This window comes from Jannaschia marina, assembly GCF_013404595.1.
In the GTDB taxonomy this organism is placed as follows: domain Bacteria; phylum Pseudomonadota; class Alphaproteobacteria; order Rhodobacterales; family Rhodobacteraceae; genus Jannaschia; species Jannaschia marina.
The window spans coordinates 59,484-81,720 of the sequence record NZ_JABVAX010000006.1; the positions used below are offsets into that span (position 1 = coordinate 59,484).

The window sequence follows — 22,237 nt, forward strand, 5'->3', positions numbered from 1 at the left end:
AGTGGCGGCTGACCTGCCCCTCGGCCTCCATCAGACCGGCAGCGCCGTGCTCGATTTGATCTCCTCCATCGACAGGAGCGCCGTGACGTTGAACACGCGCACCTCCGAAATGAGAGCCTGATAGAAGACGTCATAGGCCCGCGCGTCGGCGACGCGGACCTTCAGGATATAGTCGATCTCCCCGGCCAGCCGGTGCGCCTCCTGCACCTCGGGGCGCGCGCGCAAGGCGGCGAGGAACTTCTTCTGCCACTCCGCCTCGTGCTCGGACGTGCGGATTAGCACGAAGAAACACGCATCCAGACCAATGGCTTGCGGGTCGAGCACCACCGTCGACGGCCCCATGACACCCGCCTCGCGCATCTTGCGGATGCGATTCCAGACCGGGGTCTTCGAAGAGCCGACCTGACGGGCGATCTCGTCGAGCGATTGCCCTGCATCCGATTGCAACGCCCGGAGGATGTTCCGGTCCAGCTCATCGAGCCGGACGGGCTTTCGGGTTTCCTGCATCATTTGGAACATCCTTCCGATTGAGTTGGAAATTCAGCCGCAACGTCCCTGTTATTGCCGCCCCCCTGCCAAATATCCAGAACAATGTTCTATATATGGGGAACGCAACGCCGGAGCGATCCATGAACCACTTTCCCGTCTTCCTCGCCCTCGAAGGCCGCCGCGTCCTCGTCGCGGGTGGCGGTGACGCGGCCGTGGCCAAGCTGCGGCTGCTCCTGAAGACGACCGCACGGATCACCGTTGTCGCCGAGACCGCCGATCCCGTGATCGAACGCTGGGCCGAGGCGGGCAAGCTCACGCTGATCCGCCGTGCGCAGGAGCCGGGGGACGCGCTCTGCTGCGTCGTCGCCTACGGGGCGCATGAAGACGCCGAGCTGGACGCGCGGACCTTGCGCCTCGCCTCGGCCGACGGCGCGCTCGTCAACATCGTCGACAACCTCGAGGCGTCGCAGTTCATCACGCCGGCCATCGTCGACCGCGACCCGGTCGTCGTGGCCATCGGCACCGAGGGGGCGGCCCCCGTACTGGCCCGCAAGATCAAGGCGGAGCTGGAGGAGCGGCTGCCGGCGCAAACGGGCCTGCTGGCCCGGATCGGCAAGACATTCCGCAAGGCCGCCGACGTACTGCCGATGGGTGCCGTCCGCCGCCGCTTCTGGGCGGAGTACTACGACACCGCCGGTCCCCGCGCCGCCGAGGAGGGCGAGGCGACGATCCGCGCCTCGCTCGACGCGCTCCTCGACAAGCACCTCAATGCCGAGGCGCGGCCCGGCCATGTCGATCTGGTCGGGGCCGGCCCGGGCGACCCGGACCTGCTGACTCTGAAAGCGCGCAAGGCGCTCGACGCCGCCGACGTGGTGATCCACGACCGGCTGGTCACGCCCGAGATCCTGGAACTCGCCCGCCGCGAGGCGCTCATCATTGACGTGGGCAAGGAGGGTTTCGGCCCCTCGACCGCGCAATCGGACATCGACGCGCTGATCGTGGAGCACGGGCTGAAGGGCGCGCATGTGGTGCGCCTGAAGGCCGGTGATCCGACGGTCTTCGGCCGCCTCGACGAGGAGATCGAAGCCTTGGATGCCGCGGGCCTCAGTTGGACCATCGTGCCGGGGATCACCGCCGCCTCCGCCGCCGTCGCCACCATCGGGCAGAGCCTGACGAAGCGGAACCGCAACGGTACCGTCCGCTTTCTGACGGGGCACGACATGAAGGGCTTCGCCGAGCAGGACTGGGCCGCGCTGTCGAAGCCCGGGGCCGTCGCCGCGATCTACATGGGCAAGCGCGCCGCGCGCTGGATGCAGGGGCGTCTGATGATGCACGGCACCGCCCCCTCCACCCCCGTCACCGTGATCGAGAACGCGAGCCGCGCCGATCAGCGCGTGCATCCCGCCACCCTCGCCACCCTTCCCGACGCGCTGACCGATGTGACCGGTCCGGCCGTCCTTCTCTTCGGGCTGGAGCCGCGCGCCGCGGCCCTTGCCGTCGCCAACCAGGAGATCGCGCTATGAGCCGCAATCGCCCCTTCACCCCCAAGGTCGTCACCGCCAACCTCCTGCGCGAGGGCGACGTGGTCTATCTCACCGACCGAGACGAGTGGACGCTCGACCTGCGCGAGGCCGAGGTCCTCGAGGACGAGGCCCATGCGCAGATGCGGCTCGTGGAAGCGGACAAGCCGGCCGTCGTCGTCGGCGTCTATCTGGCCGATGTGACGGTCACCGAGACCGGCCCCGTGCCCAGCCATTTCCGAGAGGACTTCCGCGCCTCCGGTCCCACCAACTACGCCCACGGCAAATCGAGCGGCCAACGTCCCGGCCCGGAGGTCTGACCCATGTATCAGTATAACGACTTCGACCGCGCCTTCCTCGCGACCCGCAACGCCCAGTTCCGTGCCCAGGTCGAGCGTCGCCTCGACGGCTCGCTCACCGAGGACGAGTTCAAGCCGCTGCGCCTGATGAACGGCGTCTACCTGCAGTTGCACGCCTACATGCTGCGCGTGGCCATTCCCTACGGCACGCTCTCGTCGGCCCAGATGCGCCAGCTCGCGCTCCTCGCCGAAAAGTGGGACAAGGGCTACGGCCATTTCACCACGCGCCAGAACATCCAGTACAACTGGCCGAAACTGACCGACATCCCGGACATGCTCGATGCGTTGGGCGAGGTCGGGCTGCACGCCATCCAGACGTCGGGCAACACGATCCGCAACGTGACGGCCGATCACTTCGCCGGGGCCGCCGACGACGAGGTGGCCGACCCCCGCCCCATCGCGGAGCTTCTGCGCCAGTGGTCGACCGACCACCCGGAGTTCCAGTTCCTGCCCCGCAAGTTCAAGATCGCAATCACCGGCGCGCCGAACGACCGCGCCGTGACACGCGCCCATGACATCGGCCTGGTGCTCAAGCGTCGGGACGGCGCGCTGGGCGTGGAAGTCATCATCGGTGGCGGCCTCGGCCGCACGCCCATGGTCGGCAAGACCGTGCGGGATTTCCTGCCGATCGAGGACCTGCTGCCCTATTGCGAGGCGATCGTGTCGGTCTACAACCGGCTCGGCCGGCGCGACAACAAGTACAAGGCGCGCATCAAGATCACCGTTCACGAGAACGGGCTCGATACGATGCGCGAGAAGATCGAGGCGCGCTTCGCCGAATTGAAGCCGCTCTTTTCGGGTGTCGACCAAGAGATGCTGGCCGGGATCGAGCGCTCCTTCGCCCTGCCCGACTTCGTCGACAACACGCCCGCGCCGATCCTCGACCCGGTGCTGCAGAGCTTCGTCGACACGAACGTCACGGCCCACAAGCGCGACGACCACGCCATCGTGACGATCTCGATCAAGAAGCACGGCGAGACGCCGGGCGATGCGACCGCCGATCAGATGCGGCTGATGGCCGATCTGGCCGAGGCCCATGCCTACGGCGAGCTGCGCATCTCTCACGAGCAGAACGTGATCTTGCCCCATGTTCGCCGCGACGCCCTGCCCGCGCTCTTCGAGGCGCTGAAGGCGGCGGGCCTCGGCACGGCGAACGTCGGGCTTGCCTCCGACATCATCGCCTGCCCGGGCATGGACTACTGCGCGCTGGCCACGGCCCGCTCCATCCCCGTCGCGCAGGGCATCGCGAAGCGGATCGACGAGCTGAAGATCGAGCATGACGTCGGCCACCTGAAGATCAAGATTTCGGGCTGCATCAACGCCTGTGGCCACCACCATGTCGGGCACATCGGCATCCTCGGCCTCGACCGCGCGGGGGTGGAGAACTACCAGATCACGCTCGGCGGCGATGGCTCGGAGCGCACGGCTATCGGCGAGCGCGCGGGCCCCGGCTTTGCCTACGATCAGGTCGTGCCCGCGATCGAGCGCCTGATCCTCGCATATCTCGACCTGCGCGAGGGCGCGGAGGAAACCTTCATCGACGCCTACCGCCGGCTGGGCCCCGCGCCCTTCAAGGCCGCGCTCTATCCCGAGGAGAAACAGGATGCCGCTTGATCTCACTGCCCTCCTGACCGCCCGCGCGGCGCAACTCAACGCCGATCTCAAGGGGGCCGACGCGGAGGTCGTGCTCGACACGGCGTTGCGCAACGCCAAGGTGGGCGATCTCGCGATGGTCTCGTCCTTCGGGGCGGAATCGGTCGTGCTGCTCCACCTTCTGTCGCGGGTGGCTCCCGACACGCCGGTCCTCTTCCTCGAGACGGGGATGCTCTTCCCCGAGACGCTTGCCTACCAGCGCGAGGTGGCCGAGACGCTGGGGCTGACGGACGTGCGCGTCATCCGCCCCGACAGCCTCGACCTCTTCCTCCACGACCCCGAGGGCGACCTGCATCAGCGCGACGCCGACACCTGCTGCGCCCTGCGCAAGACGAAGCCACTGGAACTGGCGCTGCAGGCGTTCGATGGCTGGATCACCGGGCGCAAGCGGCACCAGACGGCCGACCGCGCCGAAATGGCGCTCTTCGAGGTCGATGCGGGCAAGCTCAAGATCAACCCGCTCGCCCATTGGACGCGCGAGGACATCGCCGCCCACATGGACGCGCACGACCTGCCGCGTCATCCGCTTGTCGCCCAGGGCTTCGCCTCCGTCGGCTGCGCGCCCTGCACTACCAAGGTCGCCCCGGGCGAGGACGCGCGCGCCGGACGCTGGCGCGGCCGCGTCAAGACCGAATGCGGCATCCATTTCTCCGCCGGGCGCATCTACCCCGGCCTGCACAAGGGGGCCTGACATGCCCATCATCACCGACGGCGGCTTCGCGCCCGAAGACCTGAATGCCGCCTTCTCCCCCTCGGATGACTTGCCGGCGAACGGCCCGCTCGCCATCGACATCGCGCCGGACGCCGACCTCGAACCGGTGCTCGCGCGGCTTGAGGACGCGCATGTGATCCGCGTCGGCTTCCCGAGCTTCGCCGACGGCCGCGGGTTCACCATCGCGCGCGCGTTGCGCCGCGCGGGCTTCCGGGGCCGGTTGCGGGCCGCGGGCCATGTCCTCGCCGATCAATACGCCATGGCCCGGCGCGCGGGCTTCGACGAAGTCGAAATCTCCGATGATCTGGCCGCCCGACAGCCAGAGGAGCAGTGGCGCGCCCGCGCCGACTGGCAGGCCCACGACTACCAGGCCCGCCTCGGCCGCGCCCGCGACCGTCAGACCGCCTAGAAACCTCCCCCCGACTTGATTAGAGGAGCGGGCAACAGCCCGCTTTATTGCCATGAATGACATGACCGCCACGCCCACTGCTCCCGTGCTCCCCGATGCGCAGACCGTCACATCGGTCACGCATTGGACCGACCGGCTCTTCTCCTTCCGGGTGACGCGCCCGGCCTCGCTCCGCTTCCGCTCGGGCGAGTTCGTGATGATCGGCCTCATGGGCGACCCGCACCCCGAGACGGGCAAGCAGAAGCCGCTCCTGCGCGCCTATTCCATCGCCTCGCCCAGCTGGGACGAGGAGCTGGAGTTCTACTCGATCAAGGTGCAGGACGGCCCGCTGACCTCCAAGCTGCAGCACATCCGGCCCGGCGACCAGATCATCCTGCGCCCGAAGCCCGTCGGCACGCTCGTCCACGACGCGCTTCTGCCCGGCAGGCGGATCTGGTTCTTCGCCACCGGCACCGGCTTCGCGCCCTTCGCCTCCCTCCTGCGCGACCCGCAAACCTTCGAGGACTACGAGGAAGTCATCATCACCCACACCTGCCGCGACGTGGCGGAACTGGAGTACGGCCGTCAGCTGATCGAGAGCATCCGCACCGACGAGATGCTGGTGGAACTCCTAGGCGAAGAGAACCTCGCCAAGCTGAAGTACTACCCGACGACGACGCGCGAGACCTCGCCGAAAATGGGACGGATCACCGATCTGCTGAAATCCGGCGAAGCGCAGCGCGACCTCGGCGTCTCGGCCATCACGCCCGAAACCGATCGTGCCATGATCTGCGGCTCCATGGGCCTCAACACCGATCTGAAGGAGATCCTCGGGGGCTTCGGCCTCGAGGAGGGCGCGAACTCCGACCCGAAGCACTTCGTGGTGGAAAAGGCCTTCGTGGGCTGAGGGCACCGTAGGCTGCAAGGGTGGCCCCGGTCCGCGGGGCCAACCGAAGATGCAACCGGATCGAGCGGTTCTTCTCGGAACGCAAGCACTCCCGGGGCATCGCGACCCGATACAAAAACACGATCAGAACTTCAGCGCCCGCATCAGACTCGCCGCAGTACGCATCTGGTTGCGGGCCGGTGGTCTAGCGTCGGTAAGCCGTGTCAGCCGGCGTCCGGTCGAAGGACCGCGACGGCGAAACGCGCCGCATCGTCGGTCAGCATCTCCTCAACGCGCCAGCCCGCCGCGGCGGCCAGAGCTTCGAGCGTTTCAGCGGTGTATTTGCGACAACTCTCGGTGTGGATGCTCTCGCCCTCCCGGAACGTGATCACATCCTCGCCAAGCCGCACCGTCTGCGCCCGCTCGGAGACCAGATGCATCTCGATGCGGGCCGGATCCTCGCACCACCGGGCTTCGTGCCGAAACTCAGAGAGGTCGAAATTAGCCTGAGCTTCGTCGTTCAACCGGTTGAGAACGTTCAGATTGAAAGCCGCCGTGACCCCCGCGGCATCATCGTAGGCCGCGATCAGGTCCGGGGCCGGCTTAACAAGATCCGCGCCGAGGATGAACCCCTCGACGGCAGGCCATGCGCGGGCCCGCGCGAGCAGGGCGACGGCCTCCAAAGGATCGAGATTGCCGATCGTCGAGCCCGGGAAGAAGCCGATCTTGGACAGTGTGATCACATCGTCGGGCAAGTTCACCGATCCGGTGAAATCCCCCACGACCGGCCGGATCGCCAGGCCCGGGTAGCGCGCGCGCAGATCGTCGGCCGTCGACAGGAGGAAATCCTCCGAGATGTCGATCGGCACATAGGCCCCGAAGTGCTCGCCCGCGCCGAGGAGCGTGCGCGTCTTGACGCTCGCGCCGGAGCCGAGCTCCACGAGCGCCCCGCCCCGCGGCACGAGCCCGGCCAGCCGCGCGGCATTCTCCTTCAGGATCGCCGCCTCGGTCCGCGTCGGGTAGTACTCCGGCAGCTCCGTGATCTCCTCGAAGAGTTCCGAGCCACGTCGGTCGTAGAACCACTTCGGCGACAGCGCCTTCTGCGGACGACGAAGCGTCTCGCGGGCATCGGCAAGCAACTCACTGTTCACACACATGTCCTTCATGTCACATCCCGCGCCAGGCGCAGCCCCATCATCTGCCACCGCTGATGCGGATAGAAGAACGTCCGGTAGGTCGAGCGCATCTGGTCGCGCGGCGTCGCGCAGGAGCCGCCGCGCAGCACCATCTGGTTGACCATGAACTTGCCATTGTACTCGCCGAGCGCGCCCTCGGGCCGACGGAACCCCGGATAGGGCGTGAAGGGCGAGGACGTCCATTCCCAAACATCGCCCCAAACCCCCTCCCCCGGCATGGGCCGCAGCGGCCCGTCGTCGAGGAAATTGCCCGCGATCGGGCGGTCGCGGAAGGCGATCTCGTGCTCGACTTCCGTCGGTAGGCGCGCTCCGGCCCAGCGGGCGAAGGCATCGGCCTCATAGTAACTCACGTGGACGACCGGCGCGTCGAGCGCCACCGGCTGCGGCCCGCGCAGCGTATAGGTCCACCATTCGCCGTCCTGTTGCCACCAGTAGAGCGGATGGTGCCACTCCTCTCGTGTCGCGACGGCATGGCCTTCCATGAACCAGTGCCGCGCGTCGTCGTAGCCGCCGTCCTCCATGAAGGCGATCCACTCGCGGTTGGTGACCGGGCGGTCGGCGATCTCGAAAGCCTGCGTGAAGGCCCTGTGGCGCGGGCTTTCGCAATCATAGGCGAACCCGGCTCCGTCGTGGCCGATCTCCACGAGCCCGCCGTCGTGGCGCGTGAAGGTAAGCGGCACCTCCTGCGTCACCGGCAGCGGCTGCGGGTCGCGGTAGGCGGGCAGAAGCGGATTGAAGGAGAGCCCGTGCAACAAGTCGGTCACGAGCAGTTCTTGATGCTGCATCTCGTGGTGGCAGCCCAGTTCCACGAGCCCCGCGATCTCCTCGGCATCGTCGCGCCCGCCCGTGAGCAGTGCATCCATCGCCGCGTCGACGTGGGCGCGGTAGTCGGCCACCTCGGCGCAGTCGGGGCGCGAGACCATGCCCCGCCGGTCCCGCGCGTGCCGCGGCCCCGCCTGGGTGTAGTAGCTGTTAAAGAGGAAGGCGAAGCGGTCGTCCGGGCTGCTGTAGCCGGAGACGCGTGGGCGCAGGATGAACTCCTCGAAGAACCAGGTCGTATGGGCCAGATGCCATTTCGCCGGGGAAGCATCCTCCATCGACTGCAGCATCTGGTCCTCCGGCCGCAGCGGCGCGGCCAGCGCGCGCGTCCGGCCCCGCGTCCGCGCGTAGAGATCGAGGGCATCGTTCGGCGCCAGCGGCGCGGGAGCGGGAGAGATCATGGCGGGGCCTTCCGTCGAGGACGTGAACCCTCAACCTAGAGGATATTTCCCGACTGTCCCGTCAATGTTCCGTGACGCCCGGCAAGCCTCCGCTCACCGTTCCGGCAGGAGACCGCGCGGCGAGAAGCGCAGGACGAGCAGAAGCACGAGACCCATCGTCAAGAGCCGCATATGCGCGACCGAGTCGAGGAGATGCGCTTTCAGCCAGCTGCCGTCGGCCATGCCGGCGGTGATCCCCTGCATCAGGAGCGCGCCGAGCGGCTCCACCTGCACCCAGAGCCACCAGATCAGGAAGCCGCCGAGGACTGCGCCCCAGTTGTTGCCCGAACCGCCGACGATCACCATCACCCAGACGAGGAAGGTGAAGCGGAGGGGCTGATACGTGCCGGGCGTCAGCTGCCCGTCGAGCGTCGTCATCATCGCGCCGGCGAGGCCCACCACGGCCGAGCCCAGTACGAAAACCTGCAGATGGCGCGCGGTCACGTCCTTGCCCATGGCTTCCGCCGCTGTCTCGTTGTCGCGGATCGCGCGCATCATCCGACCCCAGGGCGAAGCAAGCGCCGATTGCGTCAGCCAGATCAGGCCTAGCAGGATCACGCCGAAGAGCCCGGCATAGGCCAGCTTGACGAAGATCGTCGAGGCGGTGACCGGGTCGGTGCCGAACTCCGTCACCAGTTCCCGGAACCACTCCGCCTGCTGCAGGTCCACCTCATAGGGCACGGGCCGCGGCAGGCCGATGACGTTCTTGACGCCCCGCGCCATCCAGTCTTCGTTCTTCATCACGGCGATCACGATCTCCGCGATGCCGAGCGTCGCGATGGCAAGGTAGTCCGAGCGCAGGCCGAGCGCCGTCTTCCCGATCACCCAGGCCGCGCCCGCCGCGAGCAATCCGCCAACCGGCCAGGCCAGCAGCACCGGCAGGCCGAGACCGCCGATATTGCCCTCACTCGCCGGATTGACCGCCTCGACCGCCGCGACGCCCGGATCGAGCACCGAGCGGAAGACGAAGAACCCCGCCAGCAGGATCGCCGCGGTCGCCCATCCCCGGAACTTCGGCAGGCGCATGTAGGCGAGGATCGCCGCCACGACCGTGGCCGCCCCGAGGACGAGGCCGAGCGCGATGCGCAGACCTCCGGCAGAGGCGGCCTCCGTATTGGGGGGCATCGAGATCAGGACCGCGCCGAGGCCCCCGAGCGCCACGAACCCCATGATGCCGACGTTGAAGAGGCCCGCGTAGCCCCACTGGATGTTCACCCCGAGCGCCATCACGGCCGAGATGAGACCCATGTTGAGGATCGTGAGCGCCACGTTCCACGACTGCATCACCCCCGTCCCGACAAGGAGCGCGGCCACCAGCGCAAAGAGGATGAGGGCGCGCGTCGTCTGCCCCTGCGTCTGCGTCGTCATACCGCTTTCCCCTTGAAGAGACCCGTCGGACGGAACAGCAGCACGATGATCAGGATCACGAAGCTGACCGCGAACTTGTAGTCGGTGGACAGGAGCTGCACGAGGCCGTCGGGCTCGAGGCTCTCCGGCAGCAGGTAGCCCAGCACCTTCTTGAGCGGATAGGTGATCGTCACCTCCGCGAAGGCGATCACGAAGCCCCCCGCGATCGCCCCGAGCGGCGAGCCGAGACCGCCCACGATGGCCGCGGCGAAGATCGGCAGCAGCAGCTGGAAGTAGGTGAAGGGTTTGAAGCTCTTGTCGAGGCCGTAGAGCGTGCCGGCGATGGTCGCGAGCGCGGCGACCATGAGCCAGGTATACATCACCACCCGTTCCGGATTGATGCCCGACAGAAGCGCCAGATCCTCGTTGTCGGAATAGGCGCGCATCGACTTGCCCGTCCGCGTCTTGTTGAGGAACCAGAAGAGCACCGCGACCACGATCACCGCGACCACGACGGTGATGACCTGCGTCGTCTTGAGGGCCAGCCCCTCCGCGAGGCCCGTCATCTCCTTGAAGTCGCGCGCGGTGATGAGGAAGCGCTCGCCATCGGCAAACCGCTGGTCGTCGGGGCCGATGATGAAGCGGACGAGGCCGTTCATCACGAACATCACCCCGAGCGAGGCGATGACGAAGGTCACCGGCACGGCCTTCTTCACCCGGTAGAAGCGATAGACCGCCCGGTCGGTGCCGAGGAGCAGAAGTGCCGTCGCCGCGATCCCGACGGGCAGCGCCAGAAGCGCGGTCGGCAGCGGCCCGCCGGTGATGCCCGCCGCCTGCAACCCCCAGGTCGTCAGCACGACCGCCATCGTCCCGAAGGCCATCGTGTCGCCATGGGCGAAGTTCGAGAACCGCAGGATCCCGTAGATCAGCGTGACACCAAGCGCCCCGAGCGCCAGCTGCGCACCATAGGCGGTGGCCGGCACGATGACGAAATTGGCCAGCGCGACCAGAGCGTTGAGGATGTCCATCACCCCTCCTCCCGGCACAGGCCGATATAGCTGATCGTCAGGATCGGTTCCGGCAGATGCGCCGTCATCAGCGCCCCGCCGTCGGGCGCGATGGTCAACATCCGCGTCTCTCCCCCGTCCTCGGTTCCGGCCACCAGAACGCGCAGATCGCCGAGCATCACATCCGTGACGATGGGCGTGTCCCCCGCCGGGTCTGCAAAGGCCGTGCCGCTAACGGTCAGATCGAAGTCCGTTTCGGCGCAGCGCTCGTCCGACAGGCACTCCGTCGTAAAGCTGCACACCGTCCCGGCTCCGGCCGCGCCCGCGCTCAGGCCCAGAAGAACCGCAGCCCAAATCTTCGTTTGCCAGATTTCCCCGCCGGAGCCACGTACCGTCGGGAACACAGCTATCGCCCCAGGGCCAGACACGATGGGCCGACCTTTTCGTCCACCAAAAACTCCAGGCCGATCCAAGACATCGAGCGGGTCCATCAGGACGTCACCTCGCAATATCCGGCATAGTTCAAAGTCACATCCGTGCGACGCAACAGCGTTCGGCCCAATATATGTTCCAGCCGCGCCGCAAACCGTGGCCCCTCGGGACCAATCCGCAGGATGGCGGCGCCATCCCCGGGTTTCAGGCCCGGTGCTGAAATGATCGTGTCGCCGGTCTGTCCATCAAACGACATTTGCAGAACCGGTGGCGTCACTGCGCGTCCGGTCCATCCCAAGGGTTCGATCAACCGTTTTGGCATCACATCGCCGGGGATCATCCCTTCGGTGCCAATCATCGTCATCAGTGATGGCTCCGCATGCCGATCCAGTATCATAAGTCGTCCCGCAACCGGCTCCCGGTCGCATGCGCCGTCGCAGATCAGCTCACAAGTCAGGCCTTCGGCTTCTGCACTCGTTGCCAAGAGGGCAGCGGACGCACCGGCCAGGCAGACAGCGACGAAGATGTCCCGACCCTTCATCGCTCACCCCCCGAGGAACGACCGGCGGACCTCTTCGTCCGCCAGAAGCTCCTTACCCGTCCCGGTATGCGCATTGCGCCCCTGCACCAAGACGTATCCGCGATCCGCGATCTCCAGCGCCTGCCGCGCGTTCTGCTCCACCATCAGGATGGGGATGCCCGTGCGGCTGACCTCGATGATCCGGTCGAATAGCTCGTCCATCACGATGGGGCTCACGCCCGCCGTCGGCTCGTCGAGCATCAGGACCTTCGGTTTCGTCATCAGCGCCCGGCCCACGGCCACCTGCTGCCGCTGCCCGCCCGAGAGCTCGCCCGCCGCCTGACCGCGCTTCTCCTTCAGGATCGGGAACAGGTCATAGACCTGCGCCATGGTCTCGCGGATGTCGTCTCGGCGGATGAAGGCCCCCATCTCCAGGTTCTCCTCCACCGTCATCGACGTGAAGATGTTGGAGGTCTGGGGCACGAAACCCATGCCCTTTGCCACCCGGTCCTGCGGGCTCAGCGCGGTGATGTCCTCCCCGTCGAGCCGCACCGCCCCCTTGCGCAGGTTCAGCATCCCGAAGACGGCCTTCATCCCCGTCGACTTGCCGGCCCCGTTCGGCCCCACGATCACGGCGATCTCGCCCGGGTTCACCGCGATCGTGCAATCGTGCAGGATGTCGGGGCCCTGCCCATAGCCGCCGGTCATGTTGTCCCCGATGAGGAAGGCGTCCTGGGTGTGGCTTCGCTCGCCGGACGTGGTGCCGGGGCTCATCGTGCCGCGCCCGTGCGGATTGGTGATCGAGCGGTCCTTGTTGCCCCGGTCGTCCTGGTAGGAGTCTGTCGTCATTCGATGTCCTCCGCGGCGACCAGCCACGTCTCATAGGGCTGACCGTCGATTGTGATCCCCGCGAGGGTCGCCTCGATCATCTGCGCCCGCTCTCCGGACGGGGGCGCAAGGTCCTGGCCGGCCACCGGGCCTAGGTCGATGAAGTCAATCATGACGAGTTCGGACGGCAGGAAGATCTCGATTGTGGTCGACTCGTAGATGTCGGCCGCCTCCGCATATCCGCTGCGGGTGACGATGACGTCGTCCGCCCTGCGGGCCGTGATCTCGTAGCGCGGCAGGTCGAACAGCCAGTTGATGATCGTGAGCACCGGGCCGCCCTCTGCATCATCAAGGCCCGCGAAGCCCTCGAAATCACCCTCGTGACCGAAGCCGCGTTCCGAGACCACCATCAGCGAGAATGCCTCCTCCCCCCGCGAGTAGAAATGCTGCTCCGAGGAGGCATCGACGAGGATCTCGCGGTCCAGCCAGAGGTCAGGCGGCGGACAGACGTTGATCCGGTCGTCCGACGACGACAGGCACCACGGGCCATCCGCACTGTCGGCCAATGTCATGCCCGGGTCGACGAAGGCCCAGGTCATGTCGTCGTTCAGCACGATATCATGGCCCATCAGGGTCGCCCGCGCAAACTCCTCCGCGACGGCCGCCTGCGACAGCACCATCGCGACGACGCCCGATATGAGGCCCGTCCGTATCATCCGGCCAGCTGATCCTTGTTCTTCAGCCCCGTGCCCAGATAGGCTTCGATGACCTGCTCGTTGGCCTTGATCTCGGCCAGCGAGCCCTCGGCCAGCACCTTGCCTTCGGCCATGCAGATGACGTGGTCGCTGATCTTGCCGATGAAATCCATGTCGTGCTCGATGACGACGAAGGTGTAGTCCCGCTCCTTGTTGAGCCGCAGGATCGCGTCGCCGATCGTATTGAGGAGCGTGCGGTTCACGCCCGCGCCGACCTCGTCGAGGAAGACGATCTTCGCGTCCACCATCATCGTGCGCCCGAGTTCAAGGAGCTTCTTCTGCCCGCCCGAGACCTGCCCCGCCTTCTGGTCGCGCAGGTGACTGATCGTTAGGAAGTCGAGCACCTCGTCGGCCTTCGCCCGGAGCGCCCGCTCCTCGTCGGCGATGCGCTTGCGCCCGAACCAGGTGTTCCAGAGCGTCTCGCCAGTCTGGCCGCCCGGCACCATCATCAGGTTCTCCTGACAGGTCATCGAGTGGAACTCATGCGCGATCTGGAACGTCCGGAGCAGCCCCTTGTGGAACAGCTCGTGCGGCGGCAGGCCGGTGATGTCCTCGCCCGCCATCGTGACCCGCCCCGAGGTCGGCGGCAGCACGCCCGCAATGACGTTGAAGAGCGTCGTCTTCCCCGCCCCGTTCGGCCCGATGAGCCCGGTGATCGTCTTCGGCTCGATCCGAAGCGTCGCCCCGTCCACGGCCCGGAAGCCGCCGAAATGGCGATGAAGGTCCTCGACCTCGATCATGCGTCTGTCCCCCATGTGGGAACGGCCCCGCGCGGGGGCCGTTCTCTGTCTCTCGTGCCGGTCTTAGCGGAAGCCTTCAACCACCAGCTCGCCACCGCCGAAGCTGACCTCGCGGTAGTTGCCGGCCGACTCGCCGGGTCCGATCAGCTCGACCGCCGAGGCCCCGACATAGTCGATGTCGCCACCGTCCTTGAGGATCTGCAGCGCCTTCTCCAGCTCGCCGGGCAGGATCTCCTCGCCCGGGGCGTTGGCCACATCCATCACGGCGTCCTTGTAGACCGCCGGATCGGCCGAACCCGACGCCTGCATCGCCAGCATGATGAGCGCCGCGGCGTCATAGGCCTCCGCCGAGAAGGGCGAGGAGCCGTCGTAGTCGGCCGCCGCCGCCATCTCCTGGTAGATCTGCGCGCCGGGACTGTCGGTGCCCGGGTTCTGGCCGGTCGAGCCGTCGATCTCGGAGCCGAAGTTGTCGACGAGCGCCTGGCTGATCATGCCGTCGGGGAAGTGGAACGTGTCGAACGCCCCCGAGTCGAGCGCCGCGCGCACGATGCCCGAGCCGCCCTGGTCGACGTAGCCCGCCACGACCAGCCGGTCACCACCGGCCGCCGCCAGCGCACCGACTTCGGCCGAGTAGTCCGCCTTGCCGTCCTCGTGCGCGGCCGAGATCGTGACCGAGCCGCCCGCTTCCTCGAAGGCGGTCTGGAATGCGTCGGCCAGACCTTTGCCGTAGTCGTTGTTCGTATAGGTCAGCGCGACGCTCTCGATGCCCTGATCCATCAGGATCTCGGTCATGATGACGCCCTGGCGCGCATCCGACGGCGCGGTCCGGAAGAAGAGGCCGTTGTCCTCGGCGGTCGAGAGACCCGGCGAGGTGGCCGAGGGCGAGATCATCACGACGCCGTTCGGCACGGCGACGTTCGAGAGCATGGCTCCCGTCACGCCCGAGCAATCCGCGCCGACGATGCCCGCGACACCGTCACCGGTGATGAGACGCTCGGTCGCCGAGGTGGCGGCGGCCGCGTCGATGCAGGTGGAATCGCCGCGCACCGGCTCCACGGTCACGCCATCGAGCAGAAGGCCCGACTCCGAGACCTCCGACATGGCCATCTCGGCCCCGGCCGCCATCTGCGGGGCAAGCGATTCAAGCGGGCCGGTGAAGCCCAGCACGACGCCCAGTTTCACGGGCGAATGGCCATCCGCAAAGGCGGCCGTCGCGGCCAGAGTTGCGGCCGAAGCCATCAGAAGCTTTTTCATGATATTCTCCCTGTTATCCGACTCTTTCCCGAGCCTTGATGCGATACGTTATTGAACGTGTTGCGCAGATGAAAGCGTCCAATCCGGCCGTTCCCGATTTTTAATCGCGGCGAAACAGCCGTTTCACAGCGAAATTCCCCGCCGGCCGGCCAGGTCGGTAAAAAACTGCCACGCGACGCGCCCCGACCGCGCCCCGCGCGTCGCCTGCCATTCCACCGCTTCGGCCCGCAGCACCTCCTCCGCGATCTCGACGCCGTAGGCCTCGCAATAGCCGCGGATCATGGCGAGATAGGCGTCCTGGTCGCAGGGATGGAAGCCGAGCCAGAGGCCGAAACGGTCCGAGAGCGAGACCTTCTCCTCCACCGCCTCGCCGGGCTTGATCGCCGTGGAGCGTTCGTTCTCTATCATGTCGCGTGGCATCAGGTGACGGCGGTTCGACGTCGCGTAGAACACGACGTTGCCCGGCCGACCTTCGATCCCGCCGTCGAGCACGGCCTTGAGCGACTTGTAGGCTGCATCGTCGTGGCTGAAACTCAGGTCGTCGCAGTAGAGCACGAAGCGATGCGGGGCCGCGCGCAACACGTTGAGGAGCGCGCCGACACTGTGGATATCCTCGCGCTGCAACTCGACGAGCTTCAGGCCCGTCGCTTCAAGTTCGCCGTGTATCGCCTTGACGAGGCTCGACTTCCCCATGCCCCGCGCGCCCCAAAGGAGCGCGTTGTTCGCCGGCAGGCCGTCGGCGAAGCGGCGCGTGTTGTCGAGCAGCGTATCGCGTGCTCGGTCGATGCCCACGAGCAGATCGAGCGCGATGCGGTTCGGTGCCGGCACCGGGATCAGGCGGTCAGGTGAGGTATCCCAGACATAGGCACTCGCACGCCAGTCGGGCGCGGCAAAGGGCGCCGGGGCCAGCCGTTCGAGCGCGACGGCGATGCGCTCCAACGGGTCGCTCAAGCGTCTTCGTCCTCGTCCCAGAGACCCTGCGCGCGCAATTCCTTCTCGCGCTTGCGCTCGACCATCTTCACCAGCCAGATCGACACCTCGTAGAGACCGTAGACCACGACGAAGAGGATGATCTGCGTGATGACATCGGGCGGAGTCACCAGCGCGGCCAGAACGAGGATGCCAACGACCGCGTATTTGCGCACGTTCACCAGCCCCTCGGACGAGACGAGCCCGGCCTTGCCCATCAGCGTCAGCAGGACCGGAAGCTGGAAGCAGAGCCCAAAGGCCACGATCATCTTGAGCGTGATGTCGAGCGACTCGTTCACCTTGCCGTCGAAGACGATGTCGATGCCCTCGTCCGCCGGGGTCTCAACCGGCTCGGTGATCACCACGCCGTCGGGCACGTCCGTCGGGATGGCCCCGGCGATCACCTCGCGCACGTCGGCAAAGCCCAGGAAGAACTGCATCGCCAGCGGCACCACGACGTAATGTGCAAAGGCCGCGCCCAGCGTGAAGAGCGCGGGCGACGCGATCAGGAAGGGCAGGAAGGCACTCTTCTCGTTCCTGTAAAGACCGGGCGCGACGAAGCGCCAGAGCTGATGCGCGATGACCGGAAAGGCGATGACGAGGCCCGCGACCATGGCGACCCGGACCTGCGTGAAGAAGTACTCCTGCGGGGCCGTGTACTGCATCCGGGGGTTCGGATCGCCGAGGGACCGCATCGTGTCCTCGATCGGACCCAACAGAAACGCGAGGATGTCCTGCGCGAAGTAGAAGCAGGCGACCATGCCGACGAGGAACGCGACGACGGCGCGGATCAACCGCGTCCGCAACTCCGCCAGATGCTCGATCAGGGGCGCGGAGCTGTCGTCGATTTCGGTGTCGCTCATGCGCTCTTGTCCGTCTCGTTCGACGCGGGTTCGATCTCCGGTTCACCCGAGAGTTCGGCGGCCTCCGCTGCCTGCCGGCGCTCGGCGGCCTCGGCCATCGCCTTGTCGATCTTGGCCTTGTTCGCCGCCCGGTCGGGGCTCAGCCCCGCATCGGGTTTCGCGGCCTTGCCGTCCGCCTCGTCGGGCGTCCAGGCGGTCAGTTCCTTCTCGGCATCCTTCAGCGCGTCGAGGCCGTACTTCTTCGGGTCCGACATCTTGCGCAGGTCGCCCGCGATGTCGCCCACCCCGCTGTCCTTCGCGGCATCGTTCATCGCCGACTGGAACTCGCGCGCCATGCGCCGCGCCTTGCCCGTGAACTCGCCCAGCGCACGGAACATGCGCGGCAGGTCCTTCGGGCCGACGACGATCAGGGCGACGACGCCCGCGACCATCATCTCGCTCCAGCCGATGTCGAACATGGGTGCGGCCCCCCGGGTCTCAGATCAGGCCTTGTCCTTCTCGGACGGTTCGGGGGTGATGTCGCGCACCGTGGCCGAGTCGTTGAGCGACGGATCCACCTGCACGGCTGCAGTCTCTTCCTCGTCGTCCTTGTTGCCCTCGGCGACGCCCTTCTTGAAGGAGGTGATCCCCTTCCCGACCTCGCCCATCAGGCTCGAGATCTTGCCGCGCCCGAAGAGCACGAGAACGACGATCGCGATGAGCAGGATGCCCATCGGCCCCACGTTGTTGATGAGAAGTGCATTGGTCAGCATGATGTGTCTCCCTGAAGGGCGCGCGCGCGTCCGCGTCGGCCCCGATTACCCTGGTCCCCGGTGTATCTACGCATTGCGCAGGCCACATGAAAGCGCCCGCACGCAATTTTGCACGTCCTATTGCAGAAGCGGAGCGGGGTCGACCGCGTCGAAGCCGCGCCGCACCTCGAAATGCAGGAATGCCGGGTCGCCCCCGCCCACGCTCGCCACCCGCTGACCCGCGGCGATGGAATCGCCCTTCTGCACGCGGATGTCCTTGATGTTGGCATAGACCGTCAGAAGCCCGCCCTCGTGGCGCAGCACGAGGATCGGCACCTGATCGGTATCGCGGGTGATGGCCGCGACCGTGCCCGCGGCGGCGGCCTGAACGGCGCTGCCTTCCGCGGCGCGGAAGTCGATTCCCTCGTTGCGGGCCGAGAAGGGCCGCAGCACCTCGCCCGAAACCGGCCGGCGCAACGCCGAGGGCGATGCCGCCTCGCTCGCCGGGGCTGCGGCTGGTTCGGGTGCGGGCTCGGGCGCGCTGGCCTCCGTGCGCGACGCGTCGAGGTTCGGGCTCGCCGGCAGGGGCTCCTGCTCGACGGTCTCCGGCAGCGCGGAACTGGCCGAGGGCGGAACCGGCGTGTCCGTCCCCTGCCCCGGCGTCGAGTCCGCGACCTGGGCCGCCCCGTCCTCGCCGATGACGAGCGGGATCAGCAGGTACTGGCCCTCGCGCACCGCAAGATCGCTGCCGAGCCCGTTCCACTCGGCGAGCGACGACGGGCTCACCCCGTAGAGACGCGCGATCGAGAAGGCCGTCTCGCCCCGCGCGACGCGGTGGCGCACCGGCTCTTCCCCGCTCTGCACGGCGATCTCGGCCCCGGCACCGCTGCCCGAGACGCGGTCGATGGCCGCCCCCGCGATCCGCGTGATGTCGGGCCGCCCGTCCGATCCGGCCGCCCCCGGCACCACCCGGCTCGGCAGGGCAAGCACCGCGTCCTGGTTCAGCCGCGTCTCCGGCGTGATCCCGTTGAACCGCGCGAGTTCGGCCGAGGAATAGCCGATCCGGTCGGCGACCGTCTGCACCGTGTCGCCGCGCCGCGCGACGACCACCTGATAGTTCGGATAGGTAATCAACCCGTTCGCGTCGGGCCGCGGCCGGTCCGCCGCCGCCTGTCGCACGCCGTCGGTCGTATCGACCGTCCCCGCCGTGTTGCGCAGGTCGAAATCGAAATTGCCCGACTGGAATTCCGAGCATCCCGCCAGGATGCTCACGCTCGTCAATAGACCGACCCAGCCGGCCCTGCCTGCTCCGGACATCGCTGTCCCCCTTAACTGCCCAATGTCGGGATGGCACGTCCTTCAGTCGTGTTCCACCCCCTCCACCAGCGGCACGAAGCGCACCGGCGAAAGCTCGTCATACTCGTACCCGCCGTCGGTCCGCGTCACCTTGATCAGCGTCTGCACGTGATCGGACACGCCCACCGGCACCACCATACTACCCCCGATGCGCAATTGTGCCAACAGGGGACCGGGCGGGTCCTCGGCGGCGGCGGTCACGAGGATGCGGTCGAAGGGAGCCTGCTCGGGCAGGCCGAAGCTGCCGTCGGCGGTGATCTGGGTGATGTTCGACAGCCCGAGCGCCTGGTGGTTGACCTGCGCCGCGCGGGTCAGCGCCCGATGCCGCTCGACGGTATAGACCCGCCGCGCCAGATGCGACAGAACCGCCGCCTGGTAGCCGGTGCCCGTCCCGACCTCGAGCACCTTGTCGCGCGGCTGCACGTCGAGCGCCTGGGTCATCTGCCCGACGATGCTCGGCTGGCTGATCGTCTGCCCGCCCGCGATCGGCAGGGGCACGTCCTCGTAGGCGCGCGCCGCGAAGGTCTCCGACAGGAAGCGCGCACGGTCCACGCGCTCCATCGCCATCAGCACCCGCAGGTCGGTCACGCCGCGCGCGCGGACGGCAAGCTGCAGGCGTATGACCTCCTCGGGCGTCGCCACGCCTCAGTCCCCGTAGGGGTCGAGCACGTCGCGCAACCCCTCGAGCGCCGCGCGATCGGTCAGGTCGCAGCGCATCGGCGTGACCGAGATCCAGCCCTCCACGTTGGCCTTCACGTCGGTCCCGGGCTGCGTCGGCTCGCCCTGGGCCGAGCCCTGGATCCAGAGATACTTGCGTCCCGACGGTGCGGTCTGCGGATGCACCCCCATCCGCCCGTCGCCGCGATACCCCTGCGCCACCGCGGCCATGCCGCGCACCTTACCCGCCGGAACGGGCGGAAAGTTGACGTTGTAGAAGAGCTTGTAGGTCTCCCCGCCCCAGGGGGCCTCCTTCAGAAGCCGGCGCACGCAGTCGCCGCCGGTCGTCGCCGCCGCCTCGAAGGGATTGTCGAGCTTCACGTTCCCGGGGCCGTAGAACTGCGACAGCGCGATGCCCTTCACGCCCTGCAGCGCCGCCTCCATCGCCGCGCCGATCGTGCCGGAATACATGGTGTTCTCGCCCGCGTTGTTGCCCCGGTTCACGCCCGAAAGCACCAGGTCGACCTCGCCCTTCACCAGATCGCCGAGCCCCGCGAGCACGCAATCGGCCGGCGAGCCCTCGATCGCGAAGCGCCGCTCGCCCATCTGCGAGATCATCGAGGGCTTCACGTAGTTGATGCAATGCCCGACGCCCGATTGCTCGAAGGCCGGCGCGACGGTCCAGACCTCGCCGTCCGCGCCCGCGACCTCGGCGGCGATGGTCTCCAGCACCTCGAGCCCGGGGGCCGAGATGCCGTCGTCATTGGTGATGAGAATACGCATGAAGGGCTCCTTTCGCCCCGGATACGCGCGCGCCCCCGAGCCGTCCAGCGCCACGGGCAGGTTTGCCCGGGCCTGTCACCCGTCTGCCGTCTCGGGCACTGTGTTGCGAAGCCCGTCGACAGAGCCGCTGACGCGGCCTTATCGCGCTCACCCCGTCCCTAAGGCCGCCAGTCCTTCAACCGCTTCTCCAGGAAAGCCTGCATCCCTTCCGCGGTCCCCTCGTCCGCGAGGTTCTCCACCATCGCGTCCCGGGCCAGCGCATAGGCCGCGTCGACCGGCATCTCCGCCTGCGCGTGGAAGATGCCCTTGCCGATGCGCAGGCTCCCCGGATGCTTCCGCGCGAGGTGTGTCGCGTAGTCCTCGATGCAGGCGTCGAGCTCGGCGGCCGGCACCGCCCGGTTGACGAGCCCCGCCTCGACCGCCTCCTCCGCCGAGAGCAGCAGGCCCGTCGACAGCATCTCGAACGCCCGCTTGCGCCCGACGTTGCGCGTCAGCGCCACCATGGGCGTCGAACAGAAGAGACCGATGTCCACCCCGTTCACCCCGAAGCGCGCGGTCTCCTCCGCGATGGCGAGGTCGCAGGTCGCCACCAGCTGGCAGCCGGCCGCGGTCGCGATGCCGTGGACGCGGGCGATGACGGGCTGCGGCAACGCCCGGATCCGCGCCATCACGGCGGCACAGCGGTCGAAGAGATCGGCGAAGGCCGCGCGCCCGCCATCCTCCGCCTGCCGCATCGCCTGCATCTGCCGCAGGTCGTGCCCGGCGCAGAAGGCCCGGCCCTCGGCCCGCAGGATGACGACACGTAACTCCGTGGTCGCGATCTCACGCAGTTGACCGTCGAGCGCGGCCAGCATCTCATCGGAGAGCGCGTTGAGCGTGTCCGGATCGTTGAGCGTCAGCGTCGCGATCCCGTCGCGGTCGTCGCGCAGCAGAATATCGGGCATGGGCACCTCCGCGTCCGAGCCTGCGAAGACGAAAGGCGATTTGCAATGCTCAAGATGGACGCCGCGGCCCTCGGACAGTTTCTCTCAGCCGAGTTCCTGCAGGTCGCCGAGGACTTCAGCCTCGAACGGGTCGAAGAGGACGGCCTCACCGTCCGCCTGAACGTCTCGGCCAAGCACCTGCGACCCGGCGGCACGGTCTCGGGGCCGTCGATGTTCGGGCTCGCCGACGTGGGCGTCTATCTCGCCATCCTGTCGCGCGTCGGTCCCGTCGCGCTCGCCGTGACGACGAACTGCTCCATCGACTTCATGCGCAAGCCCGTCGCGAACGCCGACCTGCTCTGCCACGTGCGGCTGCTGAAGCTCGGCCGCGTCCTCGCGGTCGGCGAGTGCCTCCTCTTCTCCGACGGCGACGACCGGCCCGTCGCCCGCGCTTCGCTCACCTACTCGATCCCGAAGGCCTGAGCCGCCGAAGACGATTGTACAAAACGTTCAAAGGGGTCTCCGACGTTTGTACAAAACGTAAAAAAGGGGCCGGACGCGCCCCGTGGGGCGGCCCGGCCAGTCGGGGAAGAGATCGGGGGGTGCGCCG

Annotated in this window: 26 protein-coding genes; 7 read left to right on the plus strand and 19 right to left on the minus strand. The window is 67.5% G+C overall.

What is annotated here, in order from left to right; genetic code table 11:
• Positions 1–30 precede the first annotated feature (30 nt).
• Positions 31–510, minus strand: coding sequence for an Lrp/AsnC family transcriptional regulator (locus HSX43_RS11780; protein ID WP_235962638.1), 480 nt, complete (start codon positions 508–510; stop codon positions 31–33).
• Between the two features lie 119 nt (positions 511–629).
• On the opposite strand from HSX43_RS11780, the gene cysG reads away from it, so the two are divergent.
• From cysG to HSX43_RS11810, 6 genes are read left to right on the plus strand one after another with little or no spacing between them, the layout of a single operon-like run.
• Positions 630–2,012: a siroheme synthase CysG gene (gene cysG / locus HSX43_RS11785; RefSeq protein WP_179380339.1), complete on the plus strand. Its 1,383-nt coding sequence runs from the start codon at positions 630–632 to the stop codon at positions 2,010–2,012.
• Positions 2,009–2,329 carry a DUF2849 domain-containing protein gene (locus HSX43_RS11790; RefSeq protein WP_179380340.1) on the plus strand — a complete coding sequence of 107 codons (321 nt, stop codon included), beginning with the start codon at positions 2,009–2,011 and terminating at the stop codon, positions 2,327–2,329. The genes cysG and HSX43_RS11790 overlap by 4 nt, the downstream gene beginning before the upstream one ends.
• Positions 2,330–2,332: 3 nt before the next feature.
• Positions 2,333–3,982, plus strand: coding sequence for a nitrite/sulfite reductase (locus tag HSX43_RS11795; protein ID WP_179380341.1), 1,650 nt, complete (start codon positions 2,333–2,335; stop codon positions 3,980–3,982).
• Complete coding sequence (locus tag HSX43_RS11800) at positions 3,972–4,712, plus strand: phosphoadenylyl-sulfate reductase (protein WP_179380342.1); 741 nt, start codon at positions 3,972–3,974, stop codon at positions 4,710–4,712. The genes HSX43_RS11795 and HSX43_RS11800 overlap by 11 nt, the downstream gene beginning before the upstream one ends.
• Before the next feature lies 1 nt (position 4,713).
• Positions 4,714–5,142 carry a DUF934 domain-containing protein gene (locus HSX43_RS11805; protein WP_179380343.1) on the plus strand — a complete coding sequence of 143 codons (429 nt, stop codon included), beginning with the start codon at positions 4,714–4,716 and terminating at the stop codon, positions 5,140–5,142.
• A gap of 52 nt (positions 5,143–5,194) precedes the next feature.
• On the plus strand, positions 5,195–6,028 hold the full coding sequence (locus HSX43_RS11810; RefSeq protein WP_179380344.1) for a ferredoxin--NADP reductase: 834 nt from the start codon (positions 5,195–5,197) through the stop codon (positions 6,026–6,028).
• 203 nt (positions 6,029–6,231) lie between these two features.
• On the opposite strand, the gene egtD is transcribed toward HSX43_RS11810, so the two are convergent.
• The 18 genes from egtD to HSX43_RS11900 all read right to left on the minus strand — a co-directional run bounded on the left by egtD (position 6,232) and on the right by HSX43_RS11900 (position 21,648).
• Positions 6,232–7,158, minus strand: a complete 927-nt coding sequence (gene egtD, locus HSX43_RS11815; RefSeq protein ID WP_407929378.1) for an L-histidine N(alpha)-methyltransferase — start codon at positions 7,156–7,158, stop codon at positions 6,232–6,234.
• Between the two features lie 11 nt (positions 7,159–7,169).
• Entirely contained in the window at positions 7,170–8,423 is a 1,254-nt protein-coding gene (egtB, locus tag HSX43_RS11820) for an ergothioneine biosynthesis protein EgtB (RefSeq protein WP_179380346.1), read from the minus strand.
• A 93-nt stretch (positions 8,424–8,516) separates the two neighbouring features.
• The gene (locus HSX43_RS11825; RefSeq protein WP_179380347.1) at positions 8,517–9,830 is read right to left on the minus strand and encodes a branched-chain amino acid ABC transporter permease; all 1,314 of its coding nucleotides are present in this window, start codon (positions 9,828–9,830) and stop codon (positions 8,517–8,519) included.
• Positions 9,827–10,837 carry a branched-chain amino acid ABC transporter permease gene (locus HSX43_RS11830; protein ID WP_179380348.1) on the minus strand — a complete coding sequence of 337 codons (1,011 nt, stop codon included), beginning with the start codon at positions 10,835–10,837 and terminating at the stop codon, positions 9,827–9,829. Before HSX43_RS11830 ends, HSX43_RS11825 begins: the two co-directional genes overlap by 4 nt.
• Entirely contained in the window at positions 10,837–11,118 is a 282-nt protein-coding gene (locus HSX43_RS11835) for a hypothetical protein (RefSeq protein WP_179380349.1), read from the minus strand. Before HSX43_RS11835 ends, HSX43_RS11830 begins: the two co-directional genes overlap by 1 nt.
• Positions 11,119–11,306: 188 nt before the next feature.
• Positions 11,307–11,612 (minus strand): hypothetical protein, encoded by a 306-nt coding sequence (locus tag HSX43_RS11840; protein WP_179380350.1) that lies wholly within the window; start codon positions 11,610–11,612, stop codon positions 11,307–11,309.
• A gap of 180 nt (positions 11,613–11,792) precedes the next feature.
• On the minus strand, positions 11,793–12,617 hold the full coding sequence (locus tag HSX43_RS11845) for an ABC transporter ATP-binding protein (protein WP_179380351.1): 825 nt from the start codon (positions 12,615–12,617) through the stop codon (positions 11,793–11,795).
• On the minus strand, positions 12,614–13,312 hold the full coding sequence (locus HSX43_RS11850) for a hypothetical protein (protein WP_179380352.1): 699 nt from the start codon (positions 13,310–13,312) through the stop codon (positions 12,614–12,616). Before HSX43_RS11850 ends, HSX43_RS11845 begins: the two co-directional genes overlap by 4 nt.
• Positions 13,309–14,091, minus strand: coding sequence for an ABC transporter ATP-binding protein (locus tag HSX43_RS11855; protein ID WP_179380353.1), 783 nt, complete (start codon positions 14,089–14,091; stop codon positions 13,309–13,311). The genes HSX43_RS11850 and HSX43_RS11855 overlap by 4 nt, the downstream gene beginning before the upstream one ends.
• A gap of 63 nt (positions 14,092–14,154) precedes the next feature.
• Positions 14,155–15,345, minus strand: coding sequence for an ABC transporter substrate-binding protein (locus tag HSX43_RS11860; protein WP_179380354.1), 1,191 nt, complete (start codon positions 15,343–15,345; stop codon positions 14,155–14,157).
• Positions 15,346–15,468: 123 nt separating this feature from the next.
• Positions 15,469–16,296 (minus strand): ATP-binding protein, encoded by an 828-nt coding sequence (locus HSX43_RS11865; protein ID WP_179380355.1) that lies wholly within the window; start codon positions 16,294–16,296, stop codon positions 15,469–15,471.
• Positions 16,293–17,177 carry a twin-arginine translocase subunit TatC gene (tatC, locus tag HSX43_RS11870; protein WP_179380356.1) on the minus strand — a complete coding sequence of 295 codons (885 nt, stop codon included), beginning with the start codon at positions 17,175–17,177 and terminating at the stop codon, positions 16,293–16,295. Before tatC ends, HSX43_RS11865 begins: the two co-directional genes overlap by 4 nt.
• On the minus strand, positions 17,174–17,635 hold the full coding sequence (tatB, locus tag HSX43_RS11875) for a Sec-independent protein translocase protein TatB (RefSeq protein ID WP_179380357.1): 462 nt from the start codon (positions 17,633–17,635) through the stop codon (positions 17,174–17,176). The genes tatC and tatB overlap by 4 nt, the downstream gene beginning before the upstream one ends.
• Positions 17,636–17,659: 24 nt before the next feature.
• Positions 17,660–17,929, minus strand: a complete 270-nt coding sequence (locus HSX43_RS11880) for a twin-arginine translocase TatA/TatE family subunit (protein WP_179380358.1) — start codon at positions 17,927–17,929, stop codon at positions 17,660–17,662.
• A 117-nt stretch (positions 17,930–18,046) separates the two neighbouring features.
• Entirely contained in the window at positions 18,047–19,225 is a 1,179-nt protein-coding gene (locus tag HSX43_RS11885) for a M23 family metallopeptidase (protein ID WP_179380359.1), read from the minus strand.
• Positions 19,226–19,267: 42 nt separating this feature from the next.
• Complete coding sequence (locus HSX43_RS11890; RefSeq protein ID WP_179380360.1) at positions 19,268–19,906, minus strand: protein-L-isoaspartate(D-aspartate) O-methyltransferase; 639 nt, start codon at positions 19,904–19,906, stop codon at positions 19,268–19,270.
• Between the two features lie 3 nt (positions 19,907–19,909).
• Complete coding sequence (surE, locus tag HSX43_RS11895; protein WP_179380361.1) at positions 19,910–20,704, minus strand: 5'/3'-nucleotidase SurE; 795 nt, start codon at positions 20,702–20,704, stop codon at positions 19,910–19,912.
• A gap of 158 nt (positions 20,705–20,862) precedes the next feature.
• The gene (locus HSX43_RS11900) at positions 20,863–21,648 is read right to left on the minus strand and encodes an enoyl-CoA hydratase (protein WP_179380362.1); all 786 of its coding nucleotides are present in this window, start codon (positions 21,646–21,648) and stop codon (positions 20,863–20,865) included.
• A gap of 45 nt (positions 21,649–21,693) precedes the next feature.
• On the opposite strand from HSX43_RS11900, the gene HSX43_RS11905 reads away from it, so the two are divergent.
• On the plus strand, positions 21,694–22,110 hold the full coding sequence (locus tag HSX43_RS11905) for a PaaI family thioesterase (RefSeq protein WP_235962639.1): 417 nt from the start codon (positions 21,694–21,696) through the stop codon (positions 22,108–22,110).
• The last annotated feature ends 127 nt before the right edge of the window (positions 22,111–22,237 follow it).

What these genes read in the sequence shown, in the direction of transcription:
- egtB (WP_179380346.1), bottom strand. Translation starts at nt 8,423, where the DNA reads ATGATCTCTCCCGCTCCCGCGCCGCTGGCGCCGAACGATGCCCTCGAT.
- HSX43_RS11790 (WP_179380340.1), top strand. Translation starts at nt 2,009, where the DNA reads ATGAGCCGCAATCGCCCCTTCACCCCCAAGGTCGTCACCGCCAACCTC.
- HSX43_RS11855 (WP_179380353.1), bottom strand. Translation starts at nt 14,091, where the DNA reads ATGATCGAGGTCGAGGACCTTCATCGCCATTTCGGCGGCTTCCGGGCC.
- HSX43_RS11900 (WP_179380362.1), bottom strand. Translation starts at nt 21,648, where the DNA reads ATGCCCGATATTCTGCTGCGCGACGACCGCGACGGGATCGCGACGCTG.
- HSX43_RS11905 (WP_235962639.1), top strand. Translation starts at nt 21,694, where the DNA reads ATGCTCAAGATGGACGCCGCGGCCCTCGGACAGTTTCTCTCAGCCGAG.
- HSX43_RS11885 (WP_179380359.1), bottom strand. Translation starts at nt 19,225, where the DNA reads ATGTCCGGAGCAGGCAGGGCCGGCTGGGTCGGTCTATTGACGAGCGTG.
- HSX43_RS11795 (WP_179380341.1), top strand. Translation starts at nt 2,333, where the DNA reads ATGTATCAGTATAACGACTTCGACCGCGCCTTCCTCGCGACCCGCAAC.
- tatB (WP_179380357.1), bottom strand. Translation starts at nt 17,635, where the DNA reads ATGTTCGACATCGGCTGGAGCGAGATGATGGTCGCGGGCGTCGTCGCC.
- HSX43_RS11780 (WP_235962638.1), bottom strand. Translation starts at nt 510, where the DNA reads ATGATGCAGGAAACCCGAAAGCCCGTCCGGCTCGATGAGCTGGACCGG.
- HSX43_RS11805 (WP_179380343.1), top strand. Translation starts at nt 4,714, where the DNA reads ATGCCCATCATCACCGACGGCGGCTTCGCGCCCGAAGACCTGAATGCC.
- HSX43_RS11830 (WP_179380348.1), bottom strand. Translation starts at nt 10,837, where the DNA reads ATGGACATCCTCAACGCTCTGGTCGCGCTGGCCAATTTCGTCATCGTG.
- HSX43_RS11825 (WP_179380347.1), bottom strand. Translation starts at nt 9,830, where the DNA reads ATGACGACGCAGACGCAGGGGCAGACGACGCGCGCCCTCATCCTCTTT.
- HSX43_RS11880 (WP_179380358.1), bottom strand. Translation starts at nt 17,929, where the DNA reads ATGCTGACCAATGCACTTCTCATCAACAACGTGGGGCCGATGGGCATC.
- HSX43_RS11860 (WP_179380354.1), bottom strand. Translation starts at nt 15,345, where the DNA reads ATGAAAAAGCTTCTGATGGCTTCGGCCGCAACTCTGGCCGCGACGGCC.
- HSX43_RS11845 (WP_179380351.1), bottom strand. Translation starts at nt 12,617, where the DNA reads ATGACGACAGACTCCTACCAGGACGACCGGGGCAACAAGGACCGCTCG.
- tatC (WP_179380356.1), bottom strand. Translation starts at nt 17,177, where the DNA reads ATGAGCGACACCGAAATCGACGACAGCTCCGCGCCCCTGATCGAGCAT.
- HSX43_RS11810 (WP_179380344.1), top strand. Translation starts at nt 5,195, where the DNA reads ATGAATGACATGACCGCCACGCCCACTGCTCCCGTGCTCCCCGATGCG.
- HSX43_RS11800 (WP_179380342.1), top strand. Translation starts at nt 3,972, where the DNA reads ATGCCGCTTGATCTCACTGCCCTCCTGACCGCCCGCGCGGCGCAACTC.
- HSX43_RS11840 (WP_179380350.1), bottom strand. Translation starts at nt 11,612, where the DNA reads ATGACGATGATTGGCACCGAAGGGATGATCCCCGGCGATGTGATGCCA.
- cysG (WP_179380339.1), top strand. Translation starts at nt 630, where the DNA reads ATGAACCACTTTCCCGTCTTCCTCGCCCTCGAAGGCCGCCGCGTCCTC.
- HSX43_RS11850 (WP_179380352.1), bottom strand. Translation starts at nt 13,312, where the DNA reads ATGATACGGACGGGCCTCATATCGGGCGTCGTCGCGATGGTGCTGTCG.
- surE (WP_179380361.1), bottom strand. Translation starts at nt 20,704, where the DNA reads ATGCGTATTCTCATCACCAATGACGACGGCATCTCGGCCCCCGGGCTC.